This is a genomic window from Nonomuraea sp. NPDC049309, from assembly GCF_043196965.1.
In the GTDB taxonomy this organism is placed as follows: domain Bacteria; phylum Actinomycetota; class Actinomycetes; order Streptosporangiales; family Streptosporangiaceae; genus Nonomuraea; species Nonomuraea fastidiosa.
This window is the reverse complement of sequence record NZ_JBICSH010000001.1, coordinates 2,081,404-2,105,295: the sequence shown is the minus strand read 5'-3', so window position 1 is coordinate 2,105,295 and position 23,892 is coordinate 2,081,404. Positions and strand designations below refer to the sequence as shown.

The window sequence follows — 23,892 nt, the reverse complement described above, 5'->3', positions numbered from 1 at the left end:
GCGGCTTCCCTGCGACCGGCTGACGGGCGGCTTCCCTGCGGCCGGCCGAAAGGTGCTTCCCTGCGGCCGGGCGGCGCACCGGGTCGGAGACCGTCAGCCGTCGCGGAGCTTCTTCAGCAGGGCGATGTCCTCCGCGTGCTTCGGAGCCTTACCCGGCGTCTCGATGCAGATCGGGACCCCGGCCACCGCCGGGTGGCGCATCAGGTCGGCGAACGGCTGGACGCCGATGTGGCCGGCGCCGATGTTCTCGTGGCGGTCCTTCTTGGAGCCGCAGACGTCTTTGGAGTCGTTGGCGTGGATGAGCTTGAGCCGGCCGGGCGCGATGGCGTGCAGCGCGTCGAACGTCTCCTTCACCCCGCCCTCGGCGGCGAGGTCGTGGCCGGCGGCGAAGGCGTGGCAGGTGTCGAGGCAGACCCCGGCGCGCGGATGCCAGTCGAGCTGGGCGAGGTAGGGCTCGAGGTCCTGGACGGTGGCGCACAGCATGGCGCCCTGGCCCGCCATCGGCTCGAGGAGCAGGTCGGGCCCGCCGTCGGGGATCTCGTCGAGCAGCGGCAGCAGGTGTTCGCGCAGCTGGCGCATCGCGTTTTCGCGCGGCTGCGTGACCGCCGAGCCGGTGTGGACGACCACGCCGCGCGCGGCGGTCTGGACGCCGCGCCGCAGCGTGTGGCGGACGACCGCGGCGGAGTTGGCCAGCGTGTCGGGGTTGGGCGAGCCGAAGTTGACGAGATAGGGCAGGTGGATGAACGTCGGGACGCCCGACTCGGCGAGCTTGGCGTCCTCGTCGGGCTTGCCTTCGGTGAGCGCCCACCCGCGCGGGTTGGTGACGAACACCTGGATCATCTCGGCGCCGATCTCGGCCATGTATTTGAGGCCGCCCGTCGCCAGGCCGCCCGTGACGGACACGTGCCCGCCGATCAGGGATGTCACGGTCATGATGGCACCCAGTCTAGGGCCGCCGCCGGGCACTTCCGCAGTTCAGCGCCGCCGCGCGAAACCGGGCTCCAGAGCCCGGCGATTGGAGCATGACACGAAAAGTGCCCGTGTTCCTGGTCGTCAGTTGGGAGTTCTGGCGGATGGACCGGGCACGGAAGGGCTGTGTGTACTTCTGCCATGGCGCACCCGCACGACGGCAAGCTCGCCGCCTTCAACGTTCGGCCCAGGGCCGAGGCCGTGGCGGACCTGCTGACCTGCTGTGCCTCCCCGGTGTTCGCCGAGGAGGTGGCGGCGCGCAGGCCGTACGGCGACATCGAGGACCTGCTCGACACCGCCGCGCGCACCGTGCGGAACCTCGGCTGGGACGAGGTGCTGCGGGCGCTCAGCGCGCACCCCCGCATCGGCGAGCGGCCGGCGGGGCAGGGGAGGGAGGCGGCCTGGTCCCGCCAGGAGCAGTCGGGCGTGCCGGACGCTCTGCGGGCGGCGCTGGCCGACGCCAACCGCGCCTACGAGCGCCGCTTCGGGCACGTCTACCTGGTGTGCGCCACCGGGCTCACCGGCGCGCAGCTGCTGGCCAGGCTGGAGGAACGGCTGGCCAACGACGAGGAGAGCGAGCGCGAGGTCGTCCGCGCGGAACTGGCGGCGATCGCCCGGCTCAGGCTGGCGAAGCTGCTGCAGGAGGAGGGGGCATGAGCCTGTCCACCCATGTGCTCGACGCGGTCACCGGCCGGCCCGCCGCCGGCCTGCGCGTACGGCTCGAACACGACGGCCGGGTCGTGGCCGAGGGCCGCACCGACGACGACGGCCGGATAAAGGGCTGGGACCCGGGCGAAGGGGTGCACCGGCTGGTCTTCGACACGGGGGCGTACCTGGAGGACACCTTCTACCCGGAGGTCGTCGTCACCTTCACGGTGACCGACCCGGCCGCGCACTATCACGTGCCGCTGCTGCTCAGCCCGTACGCCTACAGCACGTACCGAGGGAGCTAGATGACCGTCAAGCTCGGCGCCAACCGCTACGGAAAGGCGGAGACCAGGCTCGTTCACGTGGTCAGGGACGGCCCGGTGCATCACCTCAAGGACGTCAACGTCAGCATCTCCCTGTCGGGCGACATGGAGGCCGTGCACCTGACCGGCGACAACGCCGCCGTGCTGCCCACCGACACGCAGAAGAACACCGTCTACGCCTTCGCCCGCAAGTACGGGGTCGGCCAGATCGAGGTGTTCGCGCAGCGGCTGGCCAGGCACTTCGTGGCCACGCAGGAGGCCATCAGGCACGCCAGGGTGGAGATCGAGGAGTACGGCTGGCACCGGCGGGGCCCGCACTCGTTCGTCCGCGACGGGAGCGAGGTGCGCACCTGCCTGATCCACCACGACGAGGACGGCCGGACCACGGTCGTGTCGGGCCTGAAGGACCTGGTGGTGCTGAACACGACCGGCTCGGAGTTCCATGGCTTCGCCGTCGACGAGTACACCACGCTGGAGCCCACCACGGACCGCATCCTGGCCACCGCGGTCGACGCCCGGTGGCGGCACGACGGTGAGCCGCCCTCGTACGGCACGTCGTACGCCCAGGTCAGGCAGGCCCTGCTGGACGCCTTCGCGAACACGCGCAGCCGCTCGCTGCAGCAGACCCTGTACGCCATGGGCGAGCGCGCGCTGCTGACCTGCGAGGGGATCTGCGAGATCCGGCTGGCCCTGCCCAACAAGCACCACTTCGCCGTGGACCTGTCGCCGTTCGGCCTGACCAACGACAACGAGGTCTTCTACGCCGCCGACCGCCCGTACGGGCTGATCGAGGGCGGCGTGCTGCGCGAGGACGCACCCGACGCCGGATTCGCCTGGGAGTAGACGCGATGGACTTCTTGCGCCCCACGACGTGGGAGGAGGCGCTGGCCGCCAAGGCGGACCGGCCCGACGCGGTGCCCATCCAGGGCGGCACCGACGTGATGGTGGAGATCAACTTCGGCGTGCGCAGGCCGTCCGCGCTGCTCGACCTCAACCGGGTGGCCGAGCTGCGCGAGTGGTCGATGACCGGGGACGCCTGCCGGCTGGGGGCGGGCGTGCCGTACGCGGAGATCGTCGACCGGCTCGGCGGCGAGCTGCCGGGCCTGGCGCAGGCCGCGCGGACGGTCGGCTCGCCGCAGATCCGCAACCGCGGCTCGGTCGGCGGGAACCTCGGCGCGGCCTCGCCCGCGGGCGACAGTCACCCGCCGCTGCTCGCCACGGGCGCGGTGGTGGAGGTGGAGTCGCGCGACCGCGGCGTGCGGATGATCCCGGCCGAGGAGTTCTACCGCGGCGTCAAGCGCAGCGCGCTGGAGCCGGACGAGCTGATCAGGGCCGTGCACGTGCCGCGCGTCACGGGACCGCAGTACTTCTCCAAGGTCGGCACCCGCAACGCCATGGTGATCGCGGTGTGCTCGTTCGCGATCGCGCTGCATCCGCGGGAGCGGCGGGTCGGCACCGGGATCGGCTCGGCCGCGCCCACCCCGCGCCGCGCCCTGGAGGCCGAGGAGCTGCTGGCCGCCGAGCTCGACTGGGACGCGCCGCTCGATCCCGCGCTGGCCCGGCGGTTCGGCGAGCTGTGCGCGCGGGCCGCCGCCCCGATCGACGACGTGCGCGGCAGCGCCGCCTACCGGGTGCACGCCATCGGCGTGCTGGCCCGCCGCACGCTCACGTGGGCGTGGAACGACCACCTGGGAAGGAGGGCGGCCTGATGCGGGTCACGTTCACCGTCAACGGCCGCGAGGAGAGCGCCGAGGACGTCTGGGAGGGCGAGAGCCTGCTGTACGTGCTGCGCGAGCGGCTCGGTCTGCCCGGCGCCAAGAACGCCTGCGAGCAGGGCGAGTGCGGCTCCTGCACGGTCTATCTCGACGGCGTGCCGGTCTGCGCGTGCCTGGTCGCCGCCGGCCAGGCGGAGGGCCGGCAGGTGCGCACGGTGGAGGGCCTGGCCGAGGGCGACCGTCTCGACCCGGTGCAGGAGGCGTTCGCCGAGAGCGGGGCCGTGCAGTGCGGCTTCTGCACGCCCGGCCTCATCGTCCAGGCGCACGACCTGCTCGAACGCGTGCCGCACCCGTCGGACGCGGAGATCAGGGAGGCGCTGGCGGGCAACCTGTGCCGGTGCACCGGCTACGAGAAGATCCTCGACGCCGTACGCCTGGCCGCCGGGCGCAAGGCGGCCCCATGACGCTGATCATCGACAACCTCCACATCGCGCCCGTCTCCGGCCCCGAGATCCCGTCCGGATATCTCAGGATCGAGGGCGACACGATCGCCGAGGTGGGCTCGGGCCCGGCGCCGCACGTGCCCGGCGCCGAGCGCGTCGACGGCGCGGGCTGCCTGGCCACCCCCGGCCTGGTCAACACCCACCACCACCTCTACCAGTGGGCCTCGCAGGGCCTGGCACAGGACGCCACGCTCTTCGAGTGGCTGGTGGCGCTCTACGAGGTGTGGGCCGCCATGGACGCCGAGGTCGTCGAGGGCGCCGCCACGGCCGCGCTCGGCTGGCTGGCGCTGTCGGGCTGCACCACTTCCAGCGACCACCACTACATCTTCCCCAAGGGCCGGGGCGACCTGCTGGCCGCCGAGATCGAGGCCGCCCGCGCGGTCGGGCTGCGGTTTCACCCGGCGCGCGGCTCGATGGACCGGGGCCGCTCGCACGGCGGCCTGCCGCCGGACGAGGTGGTCGAGGAGCTGGACGACATCCTGGCCGCCACCGCCGAGGCCGTGGACGCCTACCACGACCCGTCGCGCTCCTCCATGCTGCGGGTGGCGGTCGCGCCCTGCTCGCCGTTCTCGGCCAGCGGCGCGCTGATGACGGAGTCCGCCGCGCTGGCCAGGGACAAGGGCGTACGCCTGCACACCCACCTCGCCGAGACCCTCGACGAGGACGAGCACTGTCTGGAGCAGTTCGGGCTGCGTCCGGTCGACTACATGGAGAAGCTGGGCTGGCTCGGGCCCGACGTGTGGTTCGCGCACACCGTGCACCTGAGCGACGCCGACATCGGCAAGCTCGCCGCCACCGGCACCGGCGCGGCACACTGCCCCTCGTCCAACGGGCGGCTCGGCGCGGGCATCGCGCGCGTGTCGGAGATGCTGCGGCGCGGCGTGAACGTCGGGCTCGGCGTGGACGGCAGCGCCTCGTCCGAGCTGACCCCGATGGCGGGGGAGATGCGGCAGGCCCTGCTGTTCCAGCGCGCCCGCTACGGGCCGCGCGGACTGACCGCCGCGCAGGCGCTGGAGCTGGCCACGCTGGGCGGCGCGCGCAACCTCGGCAGGCAGGACGAGCTGGGCACGCTGGAGCCGGGCAAGCTGGCCGACGTGGTGCTGTGGCGGGCCGGCGAGCCGTTCCGCGCCGCCGTCGCCGACCCGGTCTGCGCAATCGTCTTCGGGCCGCCTCCGCCGGTCGAGCTGGTGCTGGTCGGCGGACGTACGGTGGTCGCGGGCGGCGAGCTGCGCACGGTCGCCCAGGACGCGGCGGGACGGGCGGGCGCCGAGGCGCACCGCCGGCTGGTGCGGCTGGCCCGGGAACGCGGAGTCGCCGCCGGCCGCCGAGTCCACGACGACTAATGTGGAGATGTACGGACGATCAGGAAAGGCGGTCCCGTGTCGGCGGAACTCCCAGACGAGCGGCTGGCGGAGCTCAGAAGCGCCTTCGCGGCCATCGACACCGACGGCGACGGCTACATCACCGAGGCCGAGTTCAAAGCGCACTTCCCCGACCTGCCGGCGGAGGCGCTCGGAGCGATGAGCCAGGAGGCGGACTCCGACCAGGATGGGCGCTACTCCTTCGAGGAGTTCATCCGCACCGTCTCCTGACGGCCACCCGCCCGCCGTCCCCGCCGCACCCGCTCGCGGGCGGCCCGGGGAGCAGCGCCCGGCGCTTCAGAAGGTGCCAGGGGCAGGCGCATCCGGCTTCGCCCGATGCGCGAGCCGGGTTGTCCCCTCCGCTTCGGAAAAGGCGCCAGGGGGCAGGCGCTTGCAGTTCCGCCCGGGCGCGCGAGCCGGGGTGTCCCCTTCGCTTCGGAAGCCGTCAGGGGCCAGGCGCTTGCCGCCCCGCCCGGCGCGTGGGCCGGGCGGGGCGGGATGTGATGATGAGTCACGCCTTCCTGCCCGCTCGCACCGGGCAGGAAGGCGTGTCAGGACATTCTTCATCATCAGGTGGGAGTTCGTAGTGGTTCAGCACGTTCTGGTGGCCCCCGACAAGTTCAAGGGCTCGCTGACGGCCGCCGAGGTCGCCTCCCACGTCGCGGCGGGCCTCGGCGTGCCTGCGGTGGAGCTGCCGGTGGCCGACGGCGGCGACGGCACGGTGGACGCTGCCGTGGCGAGCGGCTACAGCCGGATCACGATCGAGGCCACCGGGCCGACGGGACGGCCCGTCTCCGCCTCGTACGCCTGGCATCCCACCGGCACCGCCGTGGTCGAGCTGGCCGAGGCGTCGGGGCTGCGCCGCCTGCCGGGCGAACGCGAGCCGCTGACCGCCACCAGCCGGGGCACCGGCGACCTGATCGCCGACGCCGTGCGCCGCGGCGCGAAGCGGGTCGTGCTCGGCCTGGGCGGCAGCGCCTGCACCGACGGCGGCGCGGGCCTGGCCCAGGCGCTCGGCGCCCGGTTCCTCGACGCGGAAGGCAACGACCTGCCGCCCGGCGGTGCCGCGCTCAAGAACCTCGACCGCATCGACATGTCGGGCTTCCTCGACATCTCGGGCGTCGAGTTCGTGGTCGCGAGCGACGTGGACAACCCGCTGCTCGGCCCGCACGGCGCCGCCGCCGTCTACGGTCCGCAGAAGGGCGCGACCCCCGAGGACGTCAAGACGCTGGAGGCCGGCCTCGCCCGCCTGGCCGCCCTCGCCACCGCCACCCACGGGCTGATGGGCGCCGTCGAGCACGACGACGTGCCCAGGGCGATGGGCGTGGCGGGCGCGCCGGGCGCGGGCGCGGCGGGCGGCGTCGGGTTCGCGGCGCTCGCGTTCCTGCACGCCGAGGTGCGGCCCGGCATCGACTACCTGCTCGACCTGCTCGGCTTCGACGCCCACGCCGAGGGCGCCCGCCTGGTGATCACCGGCGAGGGCTCGCTCGACGAGCAGACGCTGCGCGGCAAGGCCCCGGCGGGCGTCGCGCGGGCCGCCGCGCGGGCGGGCGTGCCGGTGGTGGCGGTGTGCGGGCGCAGCACGCTCTCGGAGTCCGACCTGAAGGCGGCCGGCATCGAGGCCGCGTACGCGCTGACCGACATCGAGCCCGACCCGGCCCGCTGCATGGCCGAGGCGGGCCCGCTGCTCGAACGGCTCGCGGCCAGGATCGCCGCGGAACGCCTCGCGGAGGGCGCATGACACCGTACGACCTCGTCGTCCGATCCCGCAGGACCGTCACGCCCGAGGGGGAGCGGGCCCTGGCCGTCGCCGTGCGCGGCGAGCGCATCGCCGCGCTGCACGACTACGACCAGCCGCTGACCGCCGCCGAGGACGTCGACCTGCGGGACCTGGCGCTGCTGCCCGGCCTGGTCGACAGCCATGTCCACGTCAACGAGCCCGGCCGCACCCACTGGGAGGGCTTCGCCTGCGCCACCAGGGCCGCCGCCGCGGGAGGCGTCACGACGATCGTGGACATGCCGCTCAACAGCCTGCCGCCCACGGTCAGCACGGAGGCGCTCGACGTCAAGCTGCGCGCCGCCGAGGGGCAGTGCCACGTGGACACCGCGTTCTGGGGCGGCGCGATCCCGGGCAACCTCAAAGAGCTGCGACCCCTGCACGAGCGCGGGGTGCGCGGCTTCAAGTGCTTCCTGTCGCCGTCGGGGGTCGAGGAGTTCCCGCCGCTGAGCGCGGGCGAGCTGCGGCAGGTGCTGGCGGAGGTGGCCGGGTTCGGCGGGCTGATGGTGGTGCACGCCGAGGACCCGGCGCTGCTGGGCGAGCCGGACGGGCCGGGTTACCGGGCGTTCCTCGACTCACGGCCGGGGGCGGCCGAGCGCAGCGCCGTCGAGCGCGTCGTCCGGCTGGCCGCCGAGACCGGCTGCCGGGTGCACGTCCTGCACGTCTCCAGCGCCGAATGCCTCGACGTGCTGGAGGCCGCCGGAGCGGAGGGCGTGCCGGTCTCGGCCGAGACCTGCCCCCACTACCTCACGCTGACCGCCGAGCAGGTGCCCGAGTGCGAGACGGCGTACAAGTGCTGCCCGCCCATCCGCTCCGCGCGCAACCGCGACCTGCTGTGGGAGGGGCTGGCCAGGGGAGTGCTGAGCTGCGTCGTGTCCGACCACTCGCCGTCCACCGCCGACCTCAAGGTGCCCGACTTCGCCGCCGCGTGGGGCGGCATCGCCTCGCTGCAGCTCGGGCTGGCCGCCGTCTGGACCGAGGCGGCGCGCAGGGGCTTCACCCTGCCGGACGTCGCCCGCTGGATGTCCGCCGCGCCCGCCGAGCTGGCCGGCCTGCCCGGCAAGGGCGCGATCGCGGCCGGGAACGACGCCGACCTCGTCGCGTTCGACCCCGACGCCGAGACCGTCGTGGACGCCGCCCGCCTGCACCACAAGAACCCCGTCACGCCCTACCACGGCCGCACGCTCAAGGGCGCCGTCCTGACCACCTGGCTGCGCGGCCGCCCCGCCGGCGGCGAGCCGCACGGGCGATTCCTGCTGGGAGCGCGATAGATGGCCGACTTCACCCGCCTGCCCGACCTGGCCCTGCGCACGTACGGCGGCTCGGTCGTGGCCGCGAGCGACGAGTCGTTCGCCGAGAAGGAGAGCCTGATCAAGCCGGGCCGCCCCGGCTTCACACCGGAGACGTTCGGCAACAAGGGCCAGGTGTACGACGGCTGGGAGACCCGCCGCCGCCGCGAGCCCGGCCACGACTGGGCGCTGGTGCGCCTCGGCATCCCCGGCGTGATCCGCGGCGTCGTGATCGACACGGCCTGGTTCAAGGGCAACTACCCGCCGCACGCCTCCGTCGAGGCCGCGGCCGTGCCCGGCCATCCGTCGCCGGGCGAGGTGCTCGACGCGTCCTGGACCGAGATCGTGCCGCTGGTGCGGCTCAGGGGCGACCGCGAGCACTTCTTCGCCGTCGCCGACGACACCCGCTACACCCACGTACGGCTCAACATCCACCCCGACGGCGGCGTGGCCAGGCTGCGCGTGCACGGCGAGGCGCGCCCCGACCTGTCACTCTACGACGGGCTCGGCCTCGACCTCGCCGCGCTGGCCAACGGCGGGCTGGTCACCGCCTGCTCCAACGAGTTCTACTCATCGCCCAACAACGTCATCGCGCCCGGCCTGGCCCGCCACCAGGCCGAGGGCTGGGAGACCGCGCGGCGGCGCGACGGCGGCAACGACTGGCTCGTCATCCGGCTCGCCGGGCGCGGCGTCATCAGGCTCGCCGAGATCGACACCACGAACCTGCTGTACAACGCGCCCGCCGCGGTCTCGCTCACCGGCATCGACGGCGACCGCGAGGTGGAGCTGCTGCCCAGGACGCCGCTGCAGCCCGACACGCCGCACCGCTTCCGCCTCGACGGCGACACGCCGGTCACGCACGTGCGGGTCGACATCTACCCGGACGGAGGGCTCGCGCGCGTGCGGCTGCACGGCCACCTGGCCTGACGTCACCGGCCGCCCGATGGAGGTCTCCCAGCGCTTCCTCGGGGCCCGGCCGGGGCCGCGTCAGTGCCAGAGGATGACCGTGCTGCCCGGCGGGCGCTCGCTGTTGGGCAGCGGCCGCTGGAACTGCACCACGGGGGCATTGGCCAGCCGCTGCACCCGCACGCGGAAGCCCAGCGCCTCCAGCTCGGACTTGGCGTCGTTGACGTTCTTGCCGATCACCCCGGGCACCATGGCGAACTGCTGGTCGTCGCGGGCCTCGTTGTCGCCGTTCCTGAACCAGTCGAGGAACGGGACCTGGCAGCGGGAGACCGTGATCATCGCGGGCGCGCCCTTGTCCACCTCGGCCTTCGCCTTCGGCGCCTGGGCGATGACCGTGCACGGCTCGGCGTCGTCGTCGACCTCGTTGACCTGCACCTGGAAGCCCTGCGAGGTGAGGAAGGCGGCCGCCTCGTCCTTCGGCATGCCGGACACGTCGGGCATGGTCAGCCCGGCGCTGACGAAGATGTTGACCTTCGCGCTCTTCCTGACCTTCTCGCCCACCTGCGGCGAGGTGCGGATCACCTTGTCGCGCTCGACCTGCTCATTGGGCTGGCGCTTGACGGTGCCGACGGTCAGACCGGCCCTGGCGATGGCGGCGCGGGCGTCGTTGCCGCTCATGCCGGTCACGTTGGGCACCACGATGCGCTCGGGGCCCAGCGAGAGCGTCAGCGTGACCGTCGAGCCCTTCTCCAGCTCGGCGTCGGCCACCGGGTCGCTGCTCAGCACCAGGCCCTCGGCCACCTTCTCGTCGTACTGGCTCTCGCCCTTGCGCACCTTCAGCCCGGCGGCTACGAGGTCCTTCTCGGCCAGCGCCAGGTCCTTGCCCACGATGTCGGGCACCTTCACCATCTCGGGCAGCGAGAAGTACCAGCCGGTCAGGCCCACCGCGATCACCATCACCGCGGCCAGGCCGGCCAGGAACCAGCTCGGGCGGAACCGCCGCCGCGGCTCGGGCTCGGCCACCTCCAGCCGCGGCTGGATCAGCGTGTGGGCCGGCGCCGCGTGCGGCACCGACGGAGCCGAGTGCACGGAATGGACCGGCCGGGACGGATCCGGCTGGACGGCCGTGAGCGCCGCCGTCTGCTGCGAGTGGAACGCCGCGGTGCCCGGCAGCGAGGACGTGCCCGGCGGGATCGACGTGTGCGGCAGCACGCGATGGGTCTCGACCGCCGCCACCAGCATCGCGGTCGCGTCGGCCGGGCGGTCGTCCGGCTCGCGGGCCGTCGCGCTCGCCACCAGCCGGTCGATCAGATGCGGGACGTCCGGACAGATCGACGACGGCGGGGGAACGGTGTCGTGGACGTGCCGGTAGGCCACCGACATCGGGGTGTCACCGGAGTACGGCTGCTGCCCGGTCACCAGCTCGAACAGCATGATGCCGGCGGCGTAGACGTCGCTGCGCACGTCGGCGGCGCCGGTCAGCACCTGCTCGGGCGCCATGTAGCCGATCGTGCCGATCAGCATGCCGGTGCGGGTCTGGTTGGTCGCCTCGATCGCCCTGGCCAGACCGAAGTCGACGACCTTGACCCGGCCGTCCTCGGTCATCAGGACGTTCTCCGGCTTGACGTCGCGGTGCACCATGCCGGCCTTGTGGGCCGCGCCCAGGGCGGCGAGCACCGGGATGAGGATCTCCAGCGCCTCGCGGGCCGGCAGGCGGCCGCGCTCGCGCAGGATGTCGCGCAGCGTGCGGCCGGGGACGTACTCCATCGACAGGTAGACGACGTCGTTGTCGGTGCCCTGATCGAAGACCGCCACCACGTTGGGGTGTGACAGGCTGGCGACCGACTTCGCCTCGCCGATGAACCTCCTGACGAACGCAGGGTCCTCGGCGAGCGAGCGATGCATGACCTTCAGCGCGACGGTCCGGTCGAGCCGGACGTCCAGCGCGAGATAGACGGTCGCCATACCGCCCCGGGCGATCCGGCCCTCGATGCGGTAACGCCCATCGAGAAGCCGCCCGACCAGGGGGTCCGCAGTCGTCGTGTCCACCCCGCTGAGTTTACGGGCGATTTGCCACCGGGATGGCCTTGCCGCCCGAAACCGATGCGGAGACGTTCTCGTCCGCGCCGCCGCGGGGATGCCGATGTGGCCCCGGCGTGTCGCCGGAGCGGACGAGGCGGTGTTCATGAGGCGGTGTTCATGAGGCGGCGTTCATGAGGCGGCGTTCATGAGACGGCGTTCATGAGACGGGCCCGCCCATCGTGGGCGGGCCCGTCTGTCAGGAGCGTGTCACGGCGTCATGGGGGAGGACGCCTCGGCGTAGCGGCGGCGCGGGATGCGGCCCGCCTGGGACGCGAGCCGCCCGGCGATCACCGCCTGCTTCATCGCCGCCGCCATCAGGTCGGGCCGCTGCGCCCGCGTCACGGCCGTGGCCAGCAGCACGGCGTCGCAGCCCAGCTCCATCGCCAGCGCGGCGTCGCTGGCCGTGCCGATGCCCGCGTCGAGGATCACCGGCACGGACGCGGCCTCCACGATCAGCTCGATGTTGTGCGGGTTGCGGATGCCGAGCCCGGAGCCGATCGGCGCGCCCAGCGGCATGACGGCCGCGCAGCCGGCCTGCTCCAGGCGGCGGGCCAGCGCCGGGTCGTCCCCGATGTACGGCAGCACCACGAACCCCTCGGCCACCAGCCGCTCCGCCGCGTCGAACGTCTCGATCGGGTCGGGCAGCAGCGTGCGCTCGTCGGCGATGACCTCCAGCTTGACCCAGTTGGTGCCCAGGGCCTCCCTGGCCAGCCGGGCCGTCAGCACGGCGTCGCCCGCCGTGAAGCAGCCCGCCGTGTTCGGCAGCACCTTGATATTGCGCTTGTTCAGCACGTCCAGCACGGAACCGCGCGCCGACGGATCGAGCCGGCGCATCGCCACCGTGGTCAGCTCGGTGCCGGACGCGGCCAGCGCCTGGTCCAGCACCTCCAGCGAGGGCGCGCCGCCGGTGCCCATGATGAGCCGGGAGGAGAACTTCTCACCGGCGATGATCAGCTCATCCACCTTGCACCGCCGTCAGCACCTCCACGCGGTCACGGTCGCTGAGCGCCGTCGTCTCCCAGGCGCTGCGGGTGACCACCTCGTCGTTCACGGCCACGGCCACGCCGGTGGTGGCCGTCGTCAGCGTCCGTACGGCCTCCGCCACGGTGGTGCCGTCGGCCACCTCGCGCTCGGACCCGTTGATCGTGACAATCATGAAATTTCCTGAAACCTCCCTGGCGAGCACAGCGTCGCCAGCTCGCTCTCCTCGCCCATCAGGATGGCCGCCGTCAGCGGGGCCATCAGCACCCCGCCGCGGTGGTGCCCGGTCGCGTACGTCAGCCCCGGAGTCCTCGCCGGGCCGATGACCGGGAGATTGTCGGGGGTGCCCGGCCGCAGGCCCGCGACCACGTCGGCGACCTCCAGCTCGGTGACGCCGGGCACCAGCTCCCTGGCGTCGCGCAGCAGCTCGTACAGGCCGCCCGCGGTCACCGATGTGTCGAACCCCAGCTCCTCCTGCGTGGCCCCGACCACCAGCTCGCCGTCGCCCCGGGGAACGAGGTAGACCGGCGAGCCGTGAACGGTGCCGCGCACGCAGTGGGTGAGCAGCGGCTGCGGCGAGCGCAGGCGCATGATCTGGCCCTTGACCGGGCGCACCGGCACGTCGGCCAGCTCACCGCTCCACGCCCCGGCCGCCAGCACCACCCGGTCGGCCGCCAGCACGTCGCCGTCGGCCCACTCACCGGCCCGGCCGCTGCGATCGGCCCGCCCGGCGGCGTCACCGGCACCCGCGCCCGCGCGGCCGCCGGTCTCCGCGGGGTGCGGCGCGGCAGGCGGTCCACCGGCGTGGTGACCGCCGAGGCGCAGGCCGGTCGCCGGTGCCCCGGTGGGTGTCGCCAGGCGGACGCCCGTGACGGCGCCGTTCGTACGGACCAGCTCGCTGACGCGCGCCCGCACCAGGGGAACGCTGCGCCGCTCCAGAGCGGTGAGCAGCGCCGCCGTCACCCGCCGCGGGTTCACCCAGGCGTCGCCCGGCGCGAGCAGCCCGCCGCGCACCGAGGGGGCCAGCATCGGCTCCAGACGCCGGCACTCGCGCCCGGTCAGCCGCTCGACCGGCAGGTCCAGCTTCTCCATGAACGCGGCCAGCTCGTCCAGCATCGCCAGGTCGTCGGAGCCGAACGCGACGTCCAGCGTTCCCTCGGCCCGCAGATCCAGCCCGCCCGCGGAATCGCGCCCACCCGCATCGGGCCCGGCGCTCGCGAAGCCACGCCCGCCCGAGCCGGACGGGTCCTTCGGGGCGTGCGCGCCGAGGGGCGCGGAGGCGGCCGAACGGGGGCCGCGGGCCAAGGCGGCGGGGGAGACCTCGCCGGCGGGAAGGCCGGCGTCCTCGGCCAGCTCGGCCGCGAAGGCCGGCCAGCGGCTCAGCGCCGCCAGGCCCAGCCGCAGCAGCGGCGCCTCGGTGTAGGTGACCTCGCTCACCGGCGCCAGCATCCCGGCGGCCGCGTGGGAGGCCCCGGTGGCGGGCGCGGGATCGACCACGGTGACCGGCCGTCCCTCGCGTGCGAGCCGCCAGGCCACGGACAGCCCGACGACCCCGCCGCCCACGATCACGTCCATCATGCGCTCCCTTCGCCGGCATGATCCGGATCAGGTGTCTTGCGGTCGAAGGCCCGTCACAGCCTTCCTCTCAGCCCGGTCACGGCCGGACTCCCGCGCGTCTTACCGTCCACAGCCTACGACCTCGGTAGGGGACGCACGCACCGGCCCCTTAGGGTCCCCGTTATGGTCATGAACGTGAACCATGTCGTGGTGGTGGGAGCGGGTCTCGCGGGTGTGCGTACGGTGGAGGCCCTGCGCGGGCGCGGCTTCGGCGGCCGCATCACGCTGCTCGGCCAGGAGCGCCACCGCCCCTACGATCGCCCGCCGCTGTCGAAGGCGGTGCTGAAGGGCGAGGCCGACACCAGCTTCATCGACACCGACCTCGACGCCCTCCAGGTGGACTTCCGGCCTGGCGTCGCGGCCACGTCGCTGCGCGCGGGCGTCGTGGAGACCACCGAGGGTGAGCTCCCCTACGACGGCCTGGTCATCGCCACCGGCGCCGAGCCCATCAGGCTGCCCGGCGACGGCCCGCAGCACGTCCTGCGCACCCTCGACGACGCCCACGAGCTGCGCGTGATGCTCGTGCCCGGAGCGCGGGTCACGGTCATCGGCGCGGGCTGGATCGGCGCGGAGGTCGCCACCGCCGCCCGCCGCGCGGGCTGCGCGGTCACGGTCATCGAGGCGGCGCGGACGCCGCTCGCCGCCGCGATCGGCACGGAGCTCGGCGGGCGCACGATCCCCTGGTACGAAGGCATCGATCTGCGGCTCGGCACCATGGTCGAGTCGGTCGAAGAGGGCGGCGTACGCCTGGTGGGCGGCGAGTTCGTCGAATCCCACGTGGTCGTCACCGGCATCGGCGTGCGCCCGGCCGTCGAATGGCTCGCGAACGCCGACATCGACCTGCACAACGGCGTCGTCACCGACGAGCACCTGCGCACCTCGCTGCCCGGTGTGGTCGCGGTGGGCGACTGCGCCGCCTGGTGGTCGCGCCGCTGGGGCACCCGCATGCGGGTCGAGCACTGGGACACCGCGCTCAACGCCCCCGACGTCGCCGCCGCGACGCTGCTGGGGGAGGAGGCGGTCTACGACCCGGTGCCGTACTTCTGGTCGGAGCAGTTCGGCCACATGCTCCAGTACGCCGGGCACCACACCGGCGCCGACCGGCTCGTGTACCGGGGCGAGCCCGAAGGCAAGTGGTCGGCCGTCTGGCTCACTCCGGACGACGGGCTCACCGCGGTGCTCGCCGTGGACCGGCCGCGGGACCTCGTCCAGGGCCGGCGCATCATCGAAGCGGGTCACCGGCTGGACACGGAACGCCTGGTAGATCCACAGGTACCCCTACGAGATTGTGTTGTTTGAGCAAGCACGCCATGTGGTAGTTGTGGTTTCGTGACGCTTTCTGTTGCACAGATCGACCGGGAGACCGAGCAGCTCGTCGACGAGTGGCTCACCCTCCCCGAAGTGGCCCAGCGCCTCGAGCTTCCGATCGGCCGGGCCAAGCAACTCCTCAAGGACCACAAGCTGCTCGGCGTGCGCCGCGGCAGCGGCGGGCCGCAGGTGCCCGCGAAGTTCCTCGACGGAAAGGACGTGATGAAGGGCCTGCCCGGCACGCTCACCGTGCTGCAGGACGCCGGTTTCGACGACGTCGAGGCGCTTCGCTGGCTCTTCACCCCCGACGACTCGCTCCCCGGGTCGCCCATCGAGGCGATCAGGGCAGGGCGTCACACAGAGGTCAAGCGGCGTGCCCAAGCCCTCGCTTTCTGAGGCCCGCCTCTACCTCTGCACAGACGGCCGCCGCGACCGCGGCGATCTGGCGGAGTTCCTCGACGCCGTGCTGGCGGGCGGTGTGGACATCATCCAGCTGCGGGAGAAGGGTCTCGAGGCGCGCGAAGAACTCGCGCTGCTCGAGGTCTTCCGCGACGCCTGCGACCGGCACGGCAAACTGCTCGCTGTCAACGACCGGGCGGACATCGCCTACGCCGCCCGGCCCGACGTGCTCCACCTGGGGCAGGACGACCTTCCGGTGAGCGTCGCGCGAGAGATACTCGGCGACGGCATCCTCATCGGACGGTCCACCCACTCCGCGGCCGAGGCGTCCGCCGCGGCCGTGGAGGAGGGCGTCGACTACTTCTGCTGCGGCCCGATCTGGCCGACCCCCACCAAGCCCGGACGCCCCGCGCCGGGGCCGCCGCTGCTGCGGCACGCCGCCTCGCTCGGCACCTCGCGCCCGTGGTTCGGGATCGGCGGCATCGACCTGGGCAACCTCGACGAGGTGATGTCGTACGGCGTGACCCGGGTGGTGGTCGTGCGCGCCATCACCGAGGCCGACGACCCAGGGGCGGCCGCGGCCGAGTTCGCCAAGCGGCTGGCCGCCGGGCCGGCCCGCTGAAACCTCCGAGGCGCCCGCGCTCCCCGCACGGGCGCCTCCCGTCTTTCTCCGGCGGCCTTCGCCGCTCTTCCGCGTCTTTCCCGCGTCCGTCCAGACCTCCTGGCCCGCGATCTCTCACCCGCTGGGGCCTGGCGGCGGTGGAGGGCGGTACCGGGGCCGGCGCCCGGCACGGGGCTCCGGCGCGCCCCTCGGCAGCCGGGGCGGGTTCGCCCGTGACGCGGGAGCGCTCCCGCGTCAGGCGTAGGCGTACCCGATCAGGCGGCGCGCGTCAGGTCTTACGGGACGTCGCCGCGATCGCCAGCTCGGTCAGCGCCGCACGGGCCTCCGCCGTGACCGGCGCCGCCTCCAGCGCGGTCAGCGCCTGGCCGAGATAGTCGGAGATCAGGTCCTCGCACTCCTGCAGCGCCCCGCTGTCCTCGATGATCGTGCGCAGCTCCGCCACGCCCCGCTCGTCGAGGCCGGGGTCGCCGAGCAGCCGGCGCACGGTGGCGGCCCCGGCGGGGGAGGCGGCGGCGAGGGTGCGCGCCACCAGCATCGTGCGCTTGCCCTCGCGCAGGTCGTCACCGGCGGGCTTGCCCGTCTCCGCCGGGTCGCCGAAGACGCCCAGGATGTCGTCGCGGAGCTGGAAGGCGATGCCGACGCGCTGGCCGTACCCGGTGCACAGCTCGTCCATCCACGGCGTCAGCTCGCGGGCGGCGAGCACCAGGCCGAGCCGCAGCGGCTGCTCGACCGAGTACCTGCCGCTCTTGTAGAGCGCCACCCGCAGCGCCGAGTCGAAGGTGTTCTCCCCGGTGGCCTGCTCCAGCAGGTCGAGGTACTGGCCGCACATCAGCTCGCTGCGCATGTCGTCGTGGAGGGGCTGCGCCGCCTCCAGCGCCTCGTGCGGCAGGCCGCAGGTGCGCCACATCTCGCCCGACCAGAGCAGCAGCAGGTTGCCCAGCAGGATCGCCGCTCCCTCGCCGAACTGCGCCGACGAGCCGTGCCAGCCCGAGCTCTCGTGCATCGCCTGGAAGCGGCGGTGCGCCGACGGCATGCCCCTGCGCAGGTCGCTTTTGTCCATCACGTCGTCGTGCACCAGCGCGCTGGCCTGCAGCAGCTCCAGCGAGGCGACGGCGGTGAACACGGCGGGCTCGTCGACGCCGCCCGCGCCGCGCCAGCCCCAGTAGCAGAAGGCCGGCCGCAGCCGTTTGCCGCCCGACAGCAGCGCGTCGGCGGCCGTGCGCAATGGCACGAACTCGGGCTCGCCCCCGGCCGGGAGCTTTCGTTCGACGAACTCCGCGAGCGCGCTCTCCACATGGGCGCGCAGGATCTCCATGCCGGCGGCGTCAGTGGTCATGCCTTGAGAGTAATGGCCGAGAGTGCGCAGATCGATCTCGGAGGTGCCGCTCTGGCCGGTGCGACAGAAGTTTCTCGGGGTAGCCTTATCGCCATGGCTCTTGGTCGACCCTCCGTCCGGCCCGATCGCGTCCCGACGGTCCGCGAAATGCTGGCCTCCGGCGCCCGGTCGTTCTCGTTCGAGTTCTTCCCTCCGAAGACCGACGAGGGTGCGCGGCAGCTCTGGCGCGCGATCAGGGAGCTGGAGTCGCTGCGGCCGACGTTCGTCTCGGTGACGTACGGCGCGGGCGGCTCCACCCGGGATCGCACGGTCGACATCGTGGAGCGCATCGCCCACGACACCACGCTCACGCCGGTGGCCCACTTCACGGCCGTCAACCACTCCGTGCGCGAGCTGCGCCATCTCATAGGCCGCTTCGCCGACGCCGACGTGCGCAACATTCTGGCCGTGCGCGGCGACCCGCCGGGCGACCCCACCGGCGAGTGGGTGCCTCACCCGGAGGGCGTGACGTACGCGGAAGAGCTGGTGCGGCTGATCCGGCAGTCCGGCGACTTCTGCGTGGGCGTGGCCGCCTTCCCGTACAAGCACCCGCGCTCGCCGTCCATCGAGTCGGACACCGAATACTTCGTGCGCAAGTGCCGGGCCGGCGCCGATTTCGCGATCACGCAGATGTTCTTCAGGGCCGACGACTATCTGCGGCTGCGGGACCGGGTGGCGGCCAAGGGGTGCGAGACGCCGATCATCCCGTGCATCATGCCGGTCACCCAGATGAGTACGATCGCTCGTTCCGAGCAGCTGTCGGGGGCGCCGTTCCCGCCCGAGGTCGCCGCCCGCTTCGAGGAGGTCAAGGACGATCCGGCGGCGGTGCGGGCGCTGGGCATCGACCACGGCGCCGAGCTGTGCCAGCGGCTGCTCGACGAGGGCGCGCCCGGCATCCACTTCATCACGTTCAACCGGTCGAGCGCGTCACGCGAGGTGTTCCAGCGGCTGCAGCTCGCCGGCCTGCCCGCATAAGTCCGGCCTGCCCGCGTGAGGCGGCTTGCCGTGTAAAGGGGAGCCCGCCACCCGCCCGCAGGGGGACCGGGCGGGTGACGGGCAGGGGACACTAGACGGTGGGTAAAGTGTCGGCTACTTTCTGTTATGAAAGATGCCCGTGCGTCATCTCCGGTAAACCTGCGGTCACGCCGTCTCCAGCAGGTCGCCCGGGTCAGGTGAGCGGGAGCCGGCGGCCCGCGATCGCGTACTCCTCGTGACCGCCGGGGAAGACGAACTTCGTGAGCAGATCCATGAAGCCCATGCTGGCGTAAAGGTGGCGGGCCGCCGTGGGCTTGTCGTGCGTGGACAGGATGGCCGTACGCTCGCGCCGCCCCGCGCACAGCGTCCTGATCATCTGGCGGCCGATGCCCTTGCCCTGGTAGTCGGGGTGCACGTGGATCTCGGCCAGCTCGAAGGCGTTGCCCATCCAGGCCTGCGCGGCCTCCTGGCCGATGCGGTCGGCGAGGCCGCGGACGACGACGTCGTGCCACCACTGGCCGGGCGCGCCGCGGAAGCCGTAGGCGAAGCCCACGATACGGGGTTCCGCATCGCCCCCACCCGGGGATGAATCACGCAACTCCGCGAAATAGCACTGAAAATAGGGATATGTCGCGTGATTGCGCATGATGGTCTGGCGCCCGGTGATCTGGTCGAGAGGCGGGTTCATGGCCGCCGTGTAGATGTCGATCACCGTGTCCAGCCGCTCGGTGAACTGGGCCGGACCGGCTCCGCGAAACTCGATCACCCGTCGCACACTACTCGACGTCCACCGGTGTACCCCCGGTGATCCGCACCAGCTCGTCGAACGTCGTCGGGAACACCGTGTGCGGGTGCCCCGCGGCCGCCCACACCACCTCGTGCTTGCTCAGCCAGTTGTCCACCAGCGTGCGCACCGGAGCCGGATGCCCCACCGGGGCCACGCCGCCGATCGGCTGGCCGGTCGCCGCCCTGACGAACTCCGGCGTCGCCCTGCGCACCCGCTGGACGCCCGCCGTACGCGCGATGAGCTCGGTGTCGACCCGGTGCGCCCCGCTGGTCAGGACGAGCAGGGGAGCGCCGTCGGCGTCGAAGATCAGGCTGTTGGCGATGGCGCCCACCTCGCAGCCCAGCTGGGCCGCGGCGGCCGCGGCCGTGGGGGCCTTCTCCGGCAGGACCACGATCTCGCCGGTCGCGCCCCGCTCGCGCAGCGCGGACTCGACGATGACGGCGTTCGGCGGCAACTTCTCAGACATGGGGACACTCTAAACAGAATGGCCGCCCGATTACCGATTCATGGTGACTGGTGTATGGTCCCGTGATCTGTTCTGTACGGATTGTGAGAGGTGGTACCTGTGGGGTTTCCACGGCTGCCCGGGGTGGCTGCCCTCCTGACGGCCGGCGCGGTCGTCGTCTCGGGCTGCGGAACGCAGAGCACCTTACGTACGGCCGCCCCGCCCACGAGCAGCCTCGCGGCCTCCGTCGCACCGCCCGCGGCGGGGAAGAGCGCGCCCGCGGCCGAGCCCGAGCCCGCGGTGGTGGCGCCGCGCAAGACGCTGCGGCTCGGCGCCAAGGGATCGGCGGTCAAGTGGCTGCAGAAACGGCTGATCGAGCTCGGCTACCGGCCCGGCAAGGTGGACGGCCAGTACGGGACCACGACCCTGGCCGCCGTGTGGGCGTTCCAGAAGGTCAACGGGATCAAGCCGACCAGCACCATCGCCCGCCGCACGTGGGAGGCGCTGGAGACGCCGAAAGCGCCGCGCGTGCTGGTGCCGAACGGCCGGCCGACCCGCGCCGAGGTCGATCTGACCAGGCAGGTGATGACGCTGTACGTCGGCGGCCGGCTCAAGCTGATCAGCCACATCTCGTCGGGCAGCGGCATCCCCTACTGCGAGACCGCCACCTGGCAGGGCAGGAAGCAGCGCTTCTGCGGCTCGGCGACCACCCCCACCGGTGACTACCGCACGACGTGGCGGGTCAGCGGCTGGCACAGGTCGTACCTGGGCGAGCTGTACAACCCGATCTTCTTCAACGGCGGCATCGCCTTCCACGGCGCGCTGTCGGTGCCGCTCTATCCGGCCTCGCACGGCTGCGTGCGCATGCCCATGAACGTCGCTGAGGAGCTGCCAGGCCTGCTCGGCAAGGGCGTACCGGTGCACGTCAGGGGCAAGTTCCGCCGCTAGGAGCCCCCGCCGGGCCGCTGCAGGCTCGGCGGGCTCTCCCGGGCGTGCTCAGCCGTTCCCGCCGCCGCGCGCCTGCCGTCGGTGGCGGCCATCACCACCCCCACGGCCTGCGCCAGCCCACCGATGAGGATCAGGTACGCCGCGTACGACTGCCAGTCGGGCAGCCCCGCCACGAAGCCGGCCTGATCGCCCAGGGCGGCGAGCGCCCGCGCCGGGTTGAGCAGCGCGATGACGAACGACAGCGCGTACGGCAGGATCAGCAGCCCCGAGACCACCAGCAGCGCCGTGCGGCCCCGGCGCGGACGCCGTAACAGCAGGCCGATGACCAGGTAGGCGAGCGCCACCAGCCCGGCGACGAGCGCCGTCAGCGCGATGATCCCCCAGGCGTCCGCGCCGGTCGTCGTCATGCCCGAGGCGTCGATCCTGCCGCCCTCCCACCCGGGGTCGGCGATCTGCGCGCGCACCGCCGCGCGGACGCCCAGATACCCGGCGCCCGCGTACGCCGCCGCCAGCACGGGACCCAGGGCCAGCAGCACGAGACCGGCCGGTCGTCCCTTGCCCGCCATGCGATCTCCTTCCCGCTCGTCGGCTCGGCCGTCGCAAGCCGGCTTCTCACCGGATCGGGCCGGTGGCTCGGCCCGGTCGTCGGACCGCGTGATCGGTTCGCCGTCCGGTGCCCGTCATTCTGCCTCCTGGTGATCCCGGCGGTGGCCGTGAGGGCGTCCTGGAGTGTTCACACGCCTGCGAGCACGGGCGAGGGCGCCCCTCGCCTCGCTGTCTCCCCGCTCTCCCCGCCGTGGCCCGTCGCCTCGCCCGCCACGGCGGCCGCGCGGACGAAGGCGGCCGGGGCCGGGGAGGTGGCGTGCTCGGGCGCAGGCGAGGACGTCCGGCTCGCCACTTCTTCGGCGAGCAGGGCCCGGTTCCCTGGTGAGCCCGGGGCCGGCCCGGACGGCAAGCCGCTAGCCGAGTGATTGCAGCCCGGCGATCGTGACATCCCCGGCCCTGCGCACGGCCGCGATGATCTCGTCGACGGGCTTGCCCTCGTCGACGCACGTCATCACCGTCAGCATGACCGCGCCGATCAGCGCGCCGACGGCGGCCCCCGCGTCCTGCCGGGTGAGCCGGTCGGGGAACGCCTCGTGCAGTGCCTTGGCCAGCGTGAGCTGGCTGTCGAGCAGCAGGTGCAGCGCCCGCGCCTGCAGCGACGGCACGGTCAGCACCAGCCGCGCCCGCAGCGCCGCGGCGCCGTACGCGCCGGTGCCGGTGATGACCTGCTCGATGCTGTCCTCGAGGAACTGCCGCAGCATGCCGGCCACCGTCTGGCCGGGCTGCTTGGCCGCCAGCCGCGCCATCGCCCTGTCGAGCCGCTGCTGGGAGTCGAAGAAGAGCACGTCCTCCTTACTGGCGAAGTAGCTGAAGAACGTGCGCGTGGACACCTCGGCCTCCGCGGCGATCTCCGCAAGCGTCGTCTCCTCGTACCCCTTCTCCTCGAACAACCGCAGCGCCGCCTGGATCAGCGCCTGGCGGGTGCGCTGCTTCTTGCGCTCGCGCAGACCTTCGACCATGGCCGAACTATAGAGCACGAGATTATTCTTTTCACTCGTTGCATTTTTTCACTCGTTGAGGTTTTCTGGGGGTGAGCGAAGGAAAGGAGCCGACCATGACCGAGACGTCCCCGCTGACCCTGCCCATGACCCGCCAGCGTCCGCTCGACCCGCCCGACGAGGTCACGGGCCTGCGGCAGCACGGGGCGATCCACCGCATGACGTACGCCGACGGCCACCTCGGCTGGCTCGTCACCGGCTACGCCGCCGCCCGCGCCGTCCTGGCGCACCCGCACTTCAGCAACCGCCCGGAGACGCAGCACCCGCCGATCGCCTCCACCCGGCTGGAACTCGCTCAACGCGACTTCAAGCTGCCGCCGGGGTTCTTCCTGCGTACGGACGCGCCCGAGCACACCCGCTTCCGCAAGCTGCTGACCGGGCAGTTCACCGTGCGGCGGATGAAGATGCTCGAACCGCGCATCGCCCAGATCACCGACGACCGCCTCGACGCCATGGAGGCCAAGGGCGCTCCGGCCGACCTGGTGGAGGAGTTCGCGCTGCCGATCCCGTCGCTGGTGATCTGCGAGCTGCTCGGGGTGCCGTACGAGGACAGGGAGACGTTCCAGAAGAACTCCAGGACCCTCGCCGACCTGGAAGCCGGCGCCGACGACGCCGTGGCGGCGCTGGGGCGGATCTGGGCGTACCTGCAGGGGCTCATCCAGCGCAAGCGCGAGGAGCCGGCCGACGACCTGCTCAGCGGGCTCGTCCAGAGCGGCGAGCTGAACGACGAGGAGCTCACCGGGGTCGGCGTGCTGCTGCTCGTCGCCGGGCACGAGACGACCGCCAACATGCTGGGGCTCGGCACGTACGCGCTGCTCACCAACCCCGGGCAGCTCGCCCTGCTGCGCGACGACCCCTCCCTGGCCGAGAACGCCGTCGAGGAGCTGCTGCGCCACCTGACGATCATCCACCTCGGGCCCGTCCGCACGGCGACCCAGGACGTCGAGATCGAAGGCGTCACGATCAAGGCGGGCGAGACCGTCACCCTCCACCTGCCCGCCGCCAACCGCGACCCCGAACGCTTCCCCGGCGGCGAGCACCTCGACCTCACCCGCCCCGCCGGCGGCCACCTGACCTTCGGCCACGGCATCCACCAGTGCCTCGGCCAGCAGCTCGCCCGCGCGGAGATGCGCATCGCCTACCCTGCGCTGCTGCGGCGCCTGCCTGGCCTACGCTTGGCGGTAACACCCGAGGAGGTGCCGATGCGCTCGAACATGTCGATCTATGGAGTGCACCGCCTCCCTGTCACTTGGTAGGT

General features: G+C 72.8%; 26 protein-coding genes and 1 riboswitch. Of the genes, 16 read left to right on the top strand and 10 right to left on the bottom strand.

The window, feature by feature from the left end; all coding sequences use genetic code 11:
• Nucleotides 1-93: 93 nt before the first annotated feature.
• On the bottom strand, nt 94-933 hold the full coding sequence (locus tag ACGFIM_RS09440; protein ID WP_393197210.1) for a deoxyribonuclease IV: 840 nt from the start codon (nt 931-933) through the stop codon (nt 94-96).
• Nucleotides 934-1,110: 177 nt separating this feature from the next.
• Here ACGFIM_RS09440 and uraD point away from each other — a divergent pair, with 177 nt between their 5' ends.
• The 10 genes from uraD (at nt 1,111) to alc (ending at nt 9,512) form a co-directional block, all read left to right on the top strand.
• Nucleotides 1,111-1,626: a 2-oxo-4-hydroxy-4-carboxy-5-ureidoimidazoline decarboxylase gene (gene uraD / locus ACGFIM_RS09435; protein ID WP_393197207.1), complete on the top strand. Its 516-nt coding sequence runs from the start codon at nt 1,111-1,113 to the stop codon at nt 1,624-1,626.
• Entirely contained in the window at nt 1,623-1,922 is a 300-nt protein-coding gene (gene uraH / locus ACGFIM_RS09430) for a hydroxyisourate hydrolase (RefSeq protein ID WP_393197204.1), read from the top strand. Before uraD ends, uraH begins: the two co-directional genes overlap by 4 nt.
• A complete protein-coding gene (pucL, locus tag ACGFIM_RS09425) occupies nt 1,923-2,783 on the top strand; it encodes a factor-independent urate hydroxylase (protein WP_393197201.1) in 861 nt (286 codons plus the stop codon).
• Between the two features lie 5 nt (nt 2,784-2,788).
• A complete protein-coding gene (locus ACGFIM_RS09420; protein ID WP_393197198.1) occupies nt 2,789-3,649 on the top strand; it encodes an FAD binding domain-containing protein in 861 nt (286 codons plus the stop codon).
• Nucleotides 3,649-4,119, top strand: a complete 471-nt coding sequence (locus ACGFIM_RS09415; RefSeq protein WP_393197195.1) for a (2Fe-2S)-binding protein — start codon at nt 3,649-3,651, stop codon at nt 4,117-4,119. The genes ACGFIM_RS09420 and ACGFIM_RS09415 overlap by 1 nt, the downstream gene beginning before the upstream one ends.
• Entirely contained in the window at nt 4,116-5,501 is a 1,386-nt protein-coding gene (locus ACGFIM_RS09410) for an 8-oxoguanine deaminase (protein ID WP_393197192.1), read from the top strand. The genes ACGFIM_RS09415 and ACGFIM_RS09410 overlap by 4 nt, the downstream gene beginning before the upstream one ends.
• Before the next feature lie 36 nt (nt 5,502-5,537).
• On the top strand, nt 5,538-5,750 hold the full coding sequence (locus ACGFIM_RS09405) for an EF-hand domain-containing protein (RefSeq protein ID WP_393197189.1): 213 nt from the start codon (nt 5,538-5,540) through the stop codon (nt 5,748-5,750).
• Between the two features lie 355 nt (nt 5,751-6,105).
• On the top strand, nt 6,106-7,260 hold the full coding sequence (locus ACGFIM_RS09400; RefSeq protein ID WP_393197186.1) for a glycerate kinase: 1,155 nt from the start codon (nt 6,106-6,108) through the stop codon (nt 7,258-7,260).
• On the top strand, nt 7,257-8,567 hold the full coding sequence (gene allB, locus ACGFIM_RS09395) for an allantoinase AllB (protein ID WP_393197183.1): 1,311 nt from the start codon (nt 7,257-7,259) through the stop codon (nt 8,565-8,567). Before ACGFIM_RS09400 ends, allB begins: the two co-directional genes overlap by 4 nt.
• The gene (gene alc / locus ACGFIM_RS09390) at nt 8,568-9,512 is read left to right on the top strand and encodes an allantoicase (protein WP_393197180.1); all 945 of its coding nucleotides are present in this window, start codon (nt 8,568-8,570) and stop codon (nt 9,510-9,512) included.
• A 60-nt stretch (nt 9,513-9,572) separates the two neighbouring features.
• On the opposite strand, the gene pknB is transcribed toward alc, so the two are convergent.
• The 4 genes from pknB to ACGFIM_RS09370 all read right to left on the bottom strand — a co-directional run bounded on the left by pknB (nt 9,573) and on the right by ACGFIM_RS09370 (nt 14,132).
• Nucleotides 9,573-11,540 (bottom strand): Stk1 family PASTA domain-containing Ser/Thr kinase, encoded by a 1,968-nt coding sequence (pknB, locus tag ACGFIM_RS09385; protein ID WP_393197177.1) that lies wholly within the window; start codon nt 11,538-11,540, stop codon nt 9,573-9,575.
• Between the two features lie 240 nt (nt 11,541-11,780).
• Nucleotides 11,781-12,536, bottom strand: coding sequence for a thiazole synthase (locus ACGFIM_RS09380; protein WP_393197174.1), 756 nt, complete (start codon nt 12,534-12,536; stop codon nt 11,781-11,783).
• Entirely contained in the window at nt 12,529-12,729 is a 201-nt protein-coding gene (gene thiS, locus ACGFIM_RS09375) for a sulfur carrier protein ThiS (protein WP_378787721.1), read from the bottom strand. Before thiS ends, ACGFIM_RS09380 begins: the two co-directional genes overlap by 8 nt.
• Nucleotides 12,726-14,132, bottom strand: a complete 1,407-nt coding sequence (locus ACGFIM_RS09370) for an FAD-dependent oxidoreductase (protein ID WP_393197171.1) — start codon at nt 14,130-14,132, stop codon at nt 12,726-12,728. The genes thiS and ACGFIM_RS09370 overlap by 4 nt, the downstream gene beginning before the upstream one ends.
• Nucleotides 14,120-14,236, bottom strand: a riboswitch (TPP riboswitch). (Overlaps the previous gene by 13 nt.)
• Nucleotides 14,237-14,306: 70 nt before the next feature.
• Between ACGFIM_RS09370 and ACGFIM_RS09365 the strand changes: the two genes are divergently transcribed.
• Genes ACGFIM_RS09365 through thiE form a run of 3 tightly spaced genes read left to right on the top strand, consistent with a single transcriptional unit; the run spans nt 14,307 to nt 16,500 of the window.
• Nucleotides 14,307-15,470, top strand: coding sequence for an NAD(P)/FAD-dependent oxidoreductase (locus tag ACGFIM_RS09365; RefSeq protein WP_393197168.1), 1,164 nt, complete (start codon nt 14,307-14,309; stop codon nt 15,468-15,470).
• Between the two features lie 30 nt (nt 15,471-15,500).
• Nucleotides 15,501-15,875, top strand: coding sequence for an Rv2175c family DNA-binding protein (locus tag ACGFIM_RS09360; protein ID WP_393197165.1), 375 nt, complete (start codon nt 15,501-15,503; stop codon nt 15,873-15,875).
• Entirely contained in the window at nt 15,853-16,500 is a 648-nt protein-coding gene (thiE, locus tag ACGFIM_RS09355) for a thiamine phosphate synthase (RefSeq protein WP_393197162.1), read from the top strand. The genes ACGFIM_RS09360 and thiE overlap by 23 nt, the downstream gene beginning before the upstream one ends.
• A 268-nt stretch (nt 16,501-16,768) precedes the next feature.
• Here thiE and ACGFIM_RS09350 read toward each other — a convergent pair whose 3' ends face one another.
• Nucleotides 16,769-17,836: a polyprenyl synthetase family protein gene (locus tag ACGFIM_RS09350; protein ID WP_393197159.1), complete on the bottom strand. Its 1,068-nt coding sequence runs from the start codon at nt 17,834-17,836 to the stop codon at nt 16,769-16,771.
• A 93-nt stretch (nt 17,837-17,929) separates the two neighbouring features.
• Between ACGFIM_RS09350 and metF the strand changes: the two genes are divergently transcribed.
• Nucleotides 17,930-18,850, top strand: a complete 921-nt coding sequence (gene metF, locus ACGFIM_RS09345; RefSeq protein ID WP_393197156.1) for a methylenetetrahydrofolate reductase [NAD(P)H] — start codon at nt 17,930-17,932, stop codon at nt 18,848-18,850.
• Nucleotides 18,851-19,043: 193 nt separating this feature from the next.
• Here metF and ACGFIM_RS09340 read toward each other — a convergent pair whose 3' ends face one another.
• Nucleotides 19,044-19,616 (bottom strand): GNAT family N-acetyltransferase, encoded by a 573-nt coding sequence (locus tag ACGFIM_RS09340; RefSeq protein WP_393197153.1) that lies wholly within the window; start codon nt 19,614-19,616, stop codon nt 19,044-19,046.
• A 10-nt stretch (nt 19,617-19,626) separates the two neighbouring features.
• Entirely contained in the window at nt 19,627-20,103 is a 477-nt protein-coding gene (locus tag ACGFIM_RS09335; RefSeq protein ID WP_393197150.1) for a YbaK/EbsC family protein, read from the bottom strand.
• Nucleotides 20,104-20,202: 99 nt separating this feature from the next.
• Here ACGFIM_RS09335 and ACGFIM_RS09330 point away from each other — a divergent pair, with 99 nt between their 5' ends.
• Nucleotides 20,203-21,030 (top strand): peptidoglycan-binding protein, encoded by an 828-nt coding sequence (locus ACGFIM_RS09330; protein ID WP_393197147.1) that lies wholly within the window; start codon nt 20,203-20,205, stop codon nt 21,028-21,030.
• Here ACGFIM_RS09330 and ACGFIM_RS09325 read toward each other — a convergent pair.
• Both ACGFIM_RS09325 and ACGFIM_RS09320 read right to left on the bottom strand, forming a co-directional pair.
• Nucleotides 21,027-21,596 (bottom strand): hypothetical protein, encoded by a 570-nt coding sequence (locus tag ACGFIM_RS09325; RefSeq protein WP_393197144.1) that lies wholly within the window; start codon nt 21,594-21,596, stop codon nt 21,027-21,029. The genes ACGFIM_RS09330 and ACGFIM_RS09325 overlap by 4 nt on opposite strands.
• Nucleotides 21,597-21,989: 393 nt before the next feature.
• On the bottom strand, nt 21,990-22,595 hold the full coding sequence (locus ACGFIM_RS09320; RefSeq protein ID WP_393197141.1) for a TetR/AcrR family transcriptional regulator: 606 nt from the start codon (nt 22,593-22,595) through the stop codon (nt 21,990-21,992).
• Nucleotides 22,596-22,690: 95 nt separating this feature from the next.
• Between ACGFIM_RS09320 and ACGFIM_RS09315 the strand changes: the two genes are divergently transcribed.
• A complete protein-coding gene (locus tag ACGFIM_RS09315) occupies nt 22,691-23,890 on the top strand; it encodes a cytochrome P450 (RefSeq protein ID WP_393197138.1) in 1,200 nt (399 codons plus the stop codon).
• Nucleotides 23,891-23,892: the final 2 nt, after the last annotated feature.

Bases quoted from the DNA above. Each gene is read 5' to 3' on its own strand.
- ACGFIM_RS09440 (WP_393197210.1), bottom strand. From the start codon at position 933: ATGACCGTGACATCCCTGATCGGCGGGCACGTGTCCGTCACGGGCGGC.
- uraD (WP_393197207.1), top strand. From the start codon at position 1,111: ATGGCGCACCCGCACGACGGCAAGCTCGCCGCCTTCAACGTTCGGCCC.
- uraH (WP_393197204.1), top strand. From the start codon at position 1,623: ATGAGCCTGTCCACCCATGTGCTCGACGCGGTCACCGGCCGGCCCGCC.
- pucL (WP_393197201.1), top strand. From the start codon at position 1,923: ATGACCGTCAAGCTCGGCGCCAACCGCTACGGAAAGGCGGAGACCAGG.
- ACGFIM_RS09420 (WP_393197198.1), top strand. From the start codon at position 2,789: ATGGACTTCTTGCGCCCCACGACGTGGGAGGAGGCGCTGGCCGCCAAG.
- ACGFIM_RS09415 (WP_393197195.1), top strand. From the start codon at position 3,649: ATGCGGGTCACGTTCACCGTCAACGGCCGCGAGGAGAGCGCCGAGGAC.
- ACGFIM_RS09410 (WP_393197192.1), top strand. From the start codon at position 4,116: ATGACGCTGATCATCGACAACCTCCACATCGCGCCCGTCTCCGGCCCC.
- allB (WP_393197183.1), top strand. From the start codon at position 7,257: ATGACACCGTACGACCTCGTCGTCCGATCCCGCAGGACCGTCACGCCC.
- alc (WP_393197180.1), top strand. From the start codon at position 8,568: ATGGCCGACTTCACCCGCCTGCCCGACCTGGCCCTGCGCACGTACGGC.
- thiS (WP_378787721.1), bottom strand. From the start codon at position 12,729: ATGATTGTCACGATCAACGGGTCCGAGCGCGAGGTGGCCGACGGCACC.
- ACGFIM_RS09370 (WP_393197171.1), bottom strand. From the start codon at position 14,132: ATGATGGACGTGATCGTGGGCGGCGGGGTCGTCGGGCTGTCCGTGGCC.
- ACGFIM_RS09350 (WP_393197159.1), bottom strand. From the start codon at position 17,836: ATGACCACTGACGCCGCCGGCATGGAGATCCTGCGCGCCCATGTGGAG.
- metF (WP_393197156.1), top strand. From the start codon at position 17,930: ATGGCTCTTGGTCGACCCTCCGTCCGGCCCGATCGCGTCCCGACGGTC.
- ACGFIM_RS09335 (WP_393197150.1), bottom strand. From the start codon at position 20,103: ATGTCTGAGAAGTTGCCGCCGAACGCCGTCATCGTCGAGTCCGCGCTG.
- ACGFIM_RS09325 (WP_393197144.1), bottom strand. From the start codon at position 21,596: ATGGCGGGCAAGGGACGACCGGCCGGTCTCGTGCTGCTGGCCCTGGGT.
- ACGFIM_RS09320 (WP_393197141.1), bottom strand. From the start codon at position 22,595: ATGGTCGAAGGTCTGCGCGAGCGCAAGAAGCAGCGCACCCGCCAGGCG.
- ACGFIM_RS09315 (WP_393197138.1), top strand. From the start codon at position 22,691: ATGACCGAGACGTCCCCGCTGACCCTGCCCATGACCCGCCAGCGTCCG.